10 protein-coding genes are annotated in these 8,170 nt (G+C 68.7%); 1 reads left to right on the forward strand and 9 read right to left on the reverse strand.

The window, feature by feature from the left end; translation table 11 throughout:
- Positions 1-40: 40 nt before the first annotated feature.
- The 5 genes from FW784_RS10825 to FW784_RS10845 all read right to left on the reverse strand — a co-directional run bounded on the left by FW784_RS10825 (position 41) and on the right by FW784_RS10845 (position 3,297).
- Positions 41-883 (reverse strand): DUF3298 and DUF4163 domain-containing protein, encoded by an 843-nt coding sequence (locus FW784_RS10825; protein ID WP_149353357.1) that lies wholly within the window; start codon positions 881-883, stop codon positions 41-43.
- A 69-nt stretch (positions 884-952) separates the two neighbouring features.
- The gene (locus FW784_RS10830) at positions 953-1,666 is read right to left on the reverse strand and encodes a pseudouridine synthase (RefSeq protein ID WP_149353358.1); all 714 of its coding nucleotides are present in this window, start codon (positions 1,664-1,666) and stop codon (positions 953-955) included.
- A 52-nt stretch (positions 1,667-1,718) separates the two neighbouring features.
- Positions 1,719-1,988: a GNAT family N-acetyltransferase gene (locus FW784_RS10835; RefSeq protein WP_149353359.1), complete on the reverse strand. Its 270-nt coding sequence runs from the start codon at positions 1,986-1,988 to the stop codon at positions 1,719-1,721.
- 58 nt (positions 1,989-2,046) lie between these two features.
- Complete coding sequence (locus FW784_RS10840) at positions 2,047-2,643, reverse strand: rhomboid family intramembrane serine protease (RefSeq protein WP_149353360.1); 597 nt, start codon at positions 2,641-2,643, stop codon at positions 2,047-2,049.
- A gap of 21 nt (positions 2,644-2,664) precedes the next feature.
- Complete coding sequence (locus FW784_RS10845) at positions 2,665-3,297, reverse strand: glutathione S-transferase family protein (protein WP_149353361.1); 633 nt, start codon at positions 3,295-3,297, stop codon at positions 2,665-2,667.
- A 79-nt stretch (positions 3,298-3,376) separates the two neighbouring features.
- On the opposite strand from FW784_RS10845, the gene FW784_RS10850 reads away from it, so the two are divergent.
- Positions 3,377-5,140 carry a M14 family metallopeptidase gene (locus FW784_RS10850; protein ID WP_149353362.1) on the forward strand — a complete coding sequence of 588 codons (1,764 nt, stop codon included), beginning with the start codon at positions 3,377-3,379 and terminating at the stop codon, positions 5,138-5,140.
- Positions 5,141-5,539: 399 nt separating this feature from the next.
- Here FW784_RS10850 and FW784_RS10855 read toward each other — a convergent pair whose 3' ends face one another.
- The 4 genes from FW784_RS10855 to FW784_RS10870 form a co-directional block, all read right to left on the reverse strand.
- On the reverse strand, positions 5,540-6,292 hold the full coding sequence (locus tag FW784_RS10855; protein ID WP_149353363.1) for a DUF72 domain-containing protein: 753 nt from the start codon (positions 6,290-6,292) through the stop codon (positions 5,540-5,542).
- Between the two features lie 42 nt (positions 6,293-6,334).
- Positions 6,335-6,886, reverse strand: coding sequence for an RNA 2',3'-cyclic phosphodiesterase (thpR, locus tag FW784_RS10860; protein ID WP_149353364.1), 552 nt, complete (start codon positions 6,884-6,886; stop codon positions 6,335-6,337).
- A 113-nt stretch (positions 6,887-6,999) separates the two neighbouring features.
- Positions 7,000-7,626 (reverse strand): alpha-ketoglutarate-dependent dioxygenase AlkB, encoded by a 627-nt coding sequence (locus FW784_RS10865; RefSeq protein WP_149353365.1) that lies wholly within the window; start codon positions 7,624-7,626, stop codon positions 7,000-7,002.
- Positions 7,627-7,668: 42 nt separating this feature from the next.
- Complete coding sequence (locus FW784_RS10870) at positions 7,669-8,052, reverse strand: YbjQ family protein (protein ID WP_149353366.1); 384 nt, start codon at positions 8,050-8,052, stop codon at positions 7,669-7,671.
- Positions 8,053-8,170 lie beyond the last annotated feature (118 nt).

Raw genomic sequence — 8,170 nt, forward strand, 5'->3', positions numbered from 1 at the left:
CGCGCCGCGGTCGGGACGGCGGTCGGCGCGCGCGGCGCCATCAGCCGGTGATGGCGAACAACGGCCGGTAGGCCGGCGCGACGTCCTGCACCAGACGCGCCGCAGGCAGTTCGACGGTTCGCATGCCGTCGGCATAGCTGCCCATCTGGTACGGCGGGAACACGAAACGCAGCGCGGTGATCTTGCCGCCGCCGTCCAGCACCGGCTCGAATACGGCGAAATCGCCCGGGTCGGGTTCCGTGCCGCCTTCGATCATGGGCGCCGCGGACTTGGTGGCGGCCGCACGCTCGGCAGGCGTCGCGTTGTCGGCGTCAAGGCGCAGCTCGAGCTCGCTCCGCAGCTGCGCGCGCACTTCTCCGGCGATGCGCTGCCAGCTGGCCGGCTGCGGGAAAAGGTCGGCCACCGTAAGGCGCCGGTTCTGCGGGGGCAGCCACACCCACCGCTGGATCAGCGGCGTGCCGTGTGCGCCGCCCGTGTAAGCGCTGCCGTCGACCGCGAGCACCACCATTTCGGGTGATTCGTGGTCGAGCTTGAATTCGAGCGAGAGCTCGTACGGGCCGTCCTGCGCGCTCGGCGGCCGCTGCTTCGCCGCGTCGAGCAGCTGCTGCCGTGCCTGCGACGCATAGCGCTGGGCTTCGGTCGCGAGCGCCGGATAGCGTTCGAGGCCGGGCGGGTAGCTGATGCCGATGACGTGGCTGGCGGTCGTCTCCAGCTCGTCCTTCGGCCTGGCGGGCGGGGTCGCGGGGTTAGCAGCGCGGGTGGCGGATGCACGTGCCGGCAACGGGGCATCGGCACGGTCGTGGCAGGCGGCGATCAGGAGGCAGGCGAGCGCCGGCGCGGCGAGCAGGAGTGCGCGTCGGTGTACGGGGGGAAGCGGAGTCATGAACCGTCGGAGGCAGCGGGGCGTGCACGGGAAATTAACGGGCGGCGCGTGATGCCCGTATCGACGCCGCTACCAGTCGGTGCGCGTAGGGATCAACGCGTGCAGCTCGGCGTCGGTCAGGTTGCGCCACTGGCCTACCTTCAGGCGACCCAGCTGCACGCTGCCGATGCGCACGCGCACCAGCGTTTTCACCCGGTAACCGAAGTGCGCGGCCATCAGCCGGATCTGCCGGTTGAGGCCCTGCACCAGCACGATGCGGAAGCCGAACGGACCAAGCTTGCGGGTCTTGCAGGGAAGCGTCATCTCGCCGTGCACCGGCACGCCGCGCGCCATCGCGCGCACGAATTCGTCGGTGACCTGCTTGTTGACGGCGACCAGGTATTCCTTCTCGAGCTTGTTCTCGGCCCGCAGGATCTCGTTGACGATGTCGCCGTTGCTGGTCAGCAGGATCAGGCCCTCGGAATCCTTGTCCAGCCGGCCGACCGGGAAGATGCGGTGCTCGTGGCCCACGAATTCGACGATGTTGCCGGGCACGGTGCTTTCGGTCGTGCTGGTGACCCCGACCGGCTTGTTCAGCGCGATGTAGACGTGCCGCCGCTTGCCGGGCGTGGCCTTGCGGACGGCAAGCTTCTGGCCGTCGACCAGCACGACGTCGCCCTCGCCCACCTCGGCGCCGACCCGCGCGCGCAGCCCGTTCACGGTGACGCGCCCTTCGGCTATCAACCGGTCGGCCTCGCGTCGCGAGCAGGCGCCGGTGTCGCTGATGTGCTTGTTCAGGCGCATGGTGGAGCCTCGGTCAGGGCGCGCATGCTGCCACGCCCTGACCTGGCGTGCATCAGGCGAGCAGGTCGGCGTACTCGGCGTGGCGTCGACTCCACGCTTCGGCATAGCTGCAGAGCGGCCGTACCTTCAGGCCTTCGCTGCGCGCGAACTCGAAGGCCGCGCGGACGAGATCGCCGCCGATTCCGCGACCGCCGATCGCCTCGGGCACGCCCGTGTGCGTGATCTCCAGTACGCCATCGCTGATGCGGTAATCGACTTCGGCCATCGTGCCGTCCACCCTGGTGGTGAAACGGTGGGAATCGGTTTGGTGTTCCACGTGCATGGGGATCTCCAGGTCGAGCCGTGCAGATAGCAGCCGCGCGATGGACGCGCGGTGAGCATCAGAAGCGCGGTTGCGACAGTTCGGCGAGGAAGTGGCTGCCGATACCCGGCGCGAGCAGGAGCATGAACAACACGCCGTAGATGGCGCCGGACAGGTGGGCGTTGTGGTTCACGCCATCCATGCTGTTGCGGTCCGCCCACCACGACCATCCGACATAGCCGATGCCGTAGAGGATTCCCGGAACGGGAATGGGTATGAAGATCTTCATCCACGGCTGGATCAGGATCGCGGCGAACACCATGGCGGACACCGCACCGGAGGCGCCTAGGCTGCGGTAGCGGCCGTCCTCGCGATGGCGCAGCCAGCTCGGCAGGATCGCGACGACGATCGCCGAGATGTAGAAGAGCAGGAACACAACCGGCCCGAATCCGGGCACCAGCTGGCTCTCCACCAGTTGTCCGAAGAAGAACAACGTGATCATGTTGAACAGCAGGTGCGAGAAATCGGCGTGGATGAAGCCGTGCGTGAGCAGGCGGTCGTACTGGCCGCGTTTCACCGCAGGCGGCCACAGGATCAGGCGCTCGGCCAGCTTCGGCTTCCGGAACGCGAGCCAGGAGATGAGCGAGGTGACGATGATGATGAGGAGTGTGAGCATTCGTAGGAGTCGGTGCGGCGCTCAGCGCCAGTCGGTGAGGCCTTCGCGCTCGTAGAGCGCGACGAACGAGGGGCGCGCCTTGAGGCGCGCGGCGAGTGCTGCAAGATGCGGCCACTGGTCGCCGGGCCTCGGCATGCCGCGCGTCCACCGCAGGAGCATGGTCACGTAGAAGTCCGCAACGCTGGGCCTGTCGCCGAGCAGGAACGGCCCACGAGCGGCCAGGTGGTCATCGATGCGCTGCCATGCCGCTTCCACGCGCGGCGCGACATGTTCGCGTGCCGGGGCCGCATTCTCGGCGCCGGCCACCTCGTGCGGGTACCACCAGATGCGCAACAGCGGCTGCACCGCGTTGGCGAGGTGGAACATCCACTGGGTGTAGTCGGCGCGCTCGGGCGCGTCGAACGCCGGCGCGAGCTCGCCGGGCGCGTTCCGGTCGGCAAGCGTCATCGCGATCGCCGCAGCCTCGAACATCGCGTGCCCGTCCTCGACGTAGGTGGGCACCACGCCATTCGGGTTGAGCGCCAGGTATTCGGGCCGCTTCTGGTCGCCCGCCGCCGTGTCCACCCGAATCAACTCGACGTCGAGACCGAGCTCTATCAGCAGCCAATGAACCAGGAAGCTCGCTGCGCCAGGCGCGTAATAGAGGGCTCGCATCGGTAGCTCCGGCGGTCGGGCCGGCATGATCGCACGGGCGCCCGGCTACCATGCCGCGGTCTTCCCCGATGGCCCTACGATGACCCGGACACTTCTGCTTACTGCCCTGCTCGCCGTCTCGCTGCCCGCGTTCGCGCAGGAGCAGCTCGGAACCGTTGCCGAACGCAGCGCCTACGCGCGGACGGGGCGCTACGACGAAGTGGTCACGCTGTGCGACGCCTTCGCCGCCAGATATCCGGCATCGGTGCGTTGCGAGACCTTCGGCACCACTCCGGAAGGTCGGCCCATGAAGCTGCTGGTGGCGTCGACGTCAGGCGCGCTCACGGCCGACGCCGCTCACGCGCGCGGCTTGCCCGTCACCCTGATGCAGGGCGGCATCCACGCCGGCGAGATCGACGGGAAGGACGCCGGCTTCCTCGCCCTGCGCGAACTTCTCGAAGGCCGGCTGGCCAAACACGCGCTCGACCGCCAGGTGTTCCTGTTCGTGCCGGTGTTCAACGTCGATGGACATGAACGCTTCAAGGCCTGGAACCGACCCAACCAGCGCGGCCCGGAGGAAATGGGCTGGCGCGCGACGGCGCAGAACCTCAACCTCAATCGCGACTACATGAAGGCCGATGCCCCGGAAATGCGCGCGATGCTGGCGCTCATCAACCGGTGGGATCCGCTGGTCTACGTCGACCTGCACGTGACCGATGGCGCCAAGTTCCGGCATGACGTCGCGGTGCAGGTCGAGCCGGTGAACTCGGGCGACGAGCCGCTGCGAGCCGCCGGCCTCGCGCTGCGCACCGGCACGATCTCGCGTCTGGAGAAGCACGGCGCGATGCCGTTGCCGTTCTATCCCTCGTTCGTCAACGGCGACGACCCGGCATCGGGCTTCGACGATGGCGTGTCGACGCCGCGCTTCTCGCTCGGTTACATGCAGCTGCGCAATCGCATGGCGATGCTGGTGGAAACGCATTCGTGGCGTCCGTACGCCTACCGCGTTCGCACCACCCACGATGCGATCGTCGCGGTGCTCGAACAGGTGGCATCCGATGGTCCCAAGTGGCTGGCGACGGCGCGTGCCGCCGATCAACGTGCGACGCGCCTCGCCGGCACGACCGTCGCGCTCGATTACAAGGCCACGGGCACGCCGCGCATCATCGACTTCAAGGGCTACGCGTATTCGCGCACGCCCTCGGTGATCTCGGGCGCGTTGATGACGAGGTACAACGAATCCAGGCCCACGGTGTGGAAGGTGCCGCTGCGCGACCGCGTGGTGCCGTCCACCACGGCGACCGCCCCCGGCGCCGGCTACGTGGTGCCCGCCGCGTGGGCGGAGCGAGTCGCGCGATTGCTGGACGTGCACGGCGTCGACTATGAGCGGCTGGCGACGTCGGTGCCGCGGATCGATGTGCAGGCGTGGAGCGCGCTGACGATCAAGTTCTCCCCCGAGTCGTTCGAAGGCCACCAGCGCCTGGAAGCGACCGGCGTCTGGTCGCCGGCACCACAAGCGCTCGGTGCGGGCGCGCTGTTCGTGCCGATCGCGCAGCCGAAGTCCCGGCTGGTCATGGGACTGCTCGAGCCGCAGGCCCCGGATGCGATCGCGGCTTGGGGCGGGTTCAACACGGCGTTCGAGCGCAAGGAATACATGGAGGACTACGTTGCCGAGGAAGAGGCGGAGAAAATGCTCGCCGCGGATCCCGCGCTGCGCGCCGCGTTCGAGAAGCGTCTGCGCGAGGACGGGGCCTTCGCGGCAAGTCCGCAGCAGCGCCTGGAGTTCTTCTATCGTCGCCACAGCGCGTGGGACGACCGTTACGGCGTCTATCCCGTTCTGCGCGTGGACCGCGATTGGCGTTGACACGGCCGGCGCCCGGCATCCGGCGACTGAAGTCGGGATGCGAGCCGGATGTCAGCGCGTCGCGGCGCAACGTATGACTGCAGGCCACCCGCCCGCTGCAGAGGAACGCGGCGAGTCCGGGTAGGGTCGCCCGCCACGTCGGAAACGAGTGCGGCGTGCGTGCACGACGGAAGGGTGAGGTCGGCGCCTTCCAGCACGTGTCGACTGAAGCGCCCGCCTGCTCGCGTCTCCCCGATAACTGCGGGCCGCCGGCGTGCAGCTGCCGCGGGCGACGCCTGGAATCCGCTGGGGACGGCGTCGACCGCCTGCACGCGCGCACCTGGGGGCAGAGCTTCATAGCGCGTGTCACGCCCCCGCGTCGACGGCACGACTCGAGCGTCGCGCAACTCAGGCACGCAATCAGGCGGGGGTGCGCCCTCCGGGGAGCATCGCTTCCAGCTGCAACGCGTCGTCGGTCGCATGTCCCATGGCCGTGTTATCCATCACCACCCAGACGTTCGATCCGGCGTCGCTCGCGTCGCGCATTGCCGCCGCCCACGCCTGCAAGCGCCCCTCGCCATAGGCGTCGTAGTAGACGCGCGGGGATCCGTGCAGCCGCCAGTAGCGCACCGGGCCCGCACCCGCCGCGATCGCCGCCTCCGGCACCCGCGCGGGGTCCGCGGCGACGCGTCCTACCTGGTAGCGCTTCCAGAAGTCGTCGAGCTCGTCGGTAAACCACGACGCATGCCGCGGCTCGCAGACGACCGCACCGTCGATGCGCTCGCGCAGTCGCGCGAAGAACTCGCCGGCAATCTGCGGCTCGAACGCGAGGCTCGGCGGTAGCTGCACCAGCACCGGCCCCAGACGGTCACCGAGCCCGTCCACCTGACCGGCGAACTCGTCGATGACCGCGGCTGGCTCGCGCAGCCTGGAAAGGTGCGTCACCGCGCGCGGGAACTTTACCGCGAACCGGAACCCGTCCGGGACCTGCCCCGCCCACTTCGCATAGGTGCGCGACTGGTGCGGCCTGTAGAACGACGAATTGATTTCCACTGCGATGAAGCGCGAGGCGTAGCGCTCGAGATGCGTGCCTTCTCCGGGAAACTGCGCAGCCTGCCTGCCCGGAATGCTCCAGCCTGCGCAACCGATGTGGAAGTCGCCCGATATCGTCATGGCTGCAAGGCTGCACGACCGCGGGTTGCACGAGGTGAATGCTCACGCGCGGTCGAGTGGCCATCGCGCAAGGACGTCGTATCGGCCGTCGTGGCTGTGCACCAGCACGAAGGCGTCGACGGGCCAGGTGATCGCTTCTATCGGCGCGTCGGGCACGCGCGCCCGAACACCGCGGCGAACGGTGATGTGCGGCGCGAAGTGCGGCTGCGGGCGGTAGGGCACGGCGCCCTGGTCGAGAGCGACGCGGATGTCGAGCCACAGTGCATCCAGTCCCACACTGCCGGCCGGTGCGAGCCAGCCTACGCGCGCGCCGGGGAACGCGCCGGCATGGTCGACGCGCAATTCGAACGCGCGGCCGCGTACGTTCGATGCTGCCGCACAGGCACGTTCGATGCGATGTTCCACTCCGGACGTCCACCCGCCGAGGAAGTGCAGGGTCAGGTGCAGCTTCGCCTGCGCAACGCGTCGCCCGGCCCCGAACGCAGCGATGCCGTCGGCCGCGCTCGCAAGCGCCGAGCGCACCTCGTCGGGCGGCCATAGCGCGAAGAAAAGGCGCCCGCTGTCGCTGGTGTGGACTGCGTCCGAACAGGTCATGGTCGGAACGATAGCGGCGGCGGCGTACGCGCAGGGTCGCGAGCACGGGTCCTCACCGAATTCGCGACCATCGAAGACTGCCCGAGGTTGGTGGCGCGCTCCGGCGGCACGCGCTACGTCGCGATGGGTGAATACCCGCGCAGGAGGTCACCCCCGGGTTGTCGCACGCGGAAGGCCAGGCTGATGCGCGGTCCCACCGGATCGCGTGTCTTGGGCACACCGTGGTCGTGCGTGAACTGCGAGGCATGGCTCATCACGAGGAGGCTTCCGGGCGCGAGCGGCAGGCGAATCTTCCGGCCGAGCACATCGGCTTTGGGCGTGATCACCATGTCGCGCTGCTCACCGAGCGAAACCAGCGCGATCGGCTGGCCCGGCATCAGCGCATGCAGCGTGTCGTTGTGCGGCGCCACGCTGTCGCGGCCGTCTCGATACAGGTTCAGGCCGACGGAATCGAACGGCGCGTCAACGACACCGCGCACGGCGTCCAGTACCTCGCGTACCGCCACGGGCACGTCGGACGATGACAGCGAATACGACGCGATCAGCCGCGGAACCTCGACCACGCGCTCGTACATGGACCGCTGCAGCGCACGCCAGTCGGCGGCTTCATGCAGATCCGCGAACCAGCGCGTCGCCCGGTCGATGTCCACCAGCCCCGGGCGGTAGCGGATTCCGCCTTCGACGTCGTCGAACAGCACCTGTTCGGCGACGTCGAAGAGCGCGGGCTGGACCGGTGCCATGCCGACAGCATGCGGCCGGCTCCCCGCGCGCGCGGTGAAAACTCAGCGGGCGTGCTCGACCACCACCGCGGTGCCGTAACAGAGCACCTCGGTCAGCCCCGCCATGAGCTCCGTGGCGTCGTAGCGCACCGCGATCACGGCGTTGGCACCCAGCTGGCGGGCGTGCTGCATCATGTCGCGATACGTTTCCTGGCGCGCCTGCTCGCACAGGCGCGTGTAGATCGTGATGTTGCCGCCGAAGATCGTCTGGATCCCGCCCAGGAAATTGCCGACGACCGATCGCGAGCGCACGGTGATGCCGCGCACGACGCCGAGGTTTCGCACGATGCGCAGGTCGGGCAATTCCAGCGCGGTCGTGACCATCGAATCGTTCAGCGCCAGCGCGGAGTTCAACGGCGGCGGTGAAATGGTGTTGTACGGATCCATGTGCAGCTCCCCTGGGATTGGGGATGCATGATTCCACGACACCGGCCGGCGCGTATCGCCCTGCCGATCGAGCGTTGGGCGTCGCGGCGTCGCGGCGTCGCGGCGCCGCTGCGCCGCT

Source organism: Cognatilysobacter lacus (genome assembly GCF_008274655.1).
Lineage (GTDB): Bacteria > Pseudomonadota > Gammaproteobacteria > Xanthomonadales > Xanthomonadaceae > Cognatilysobacter > Cognatilysobacter lacus.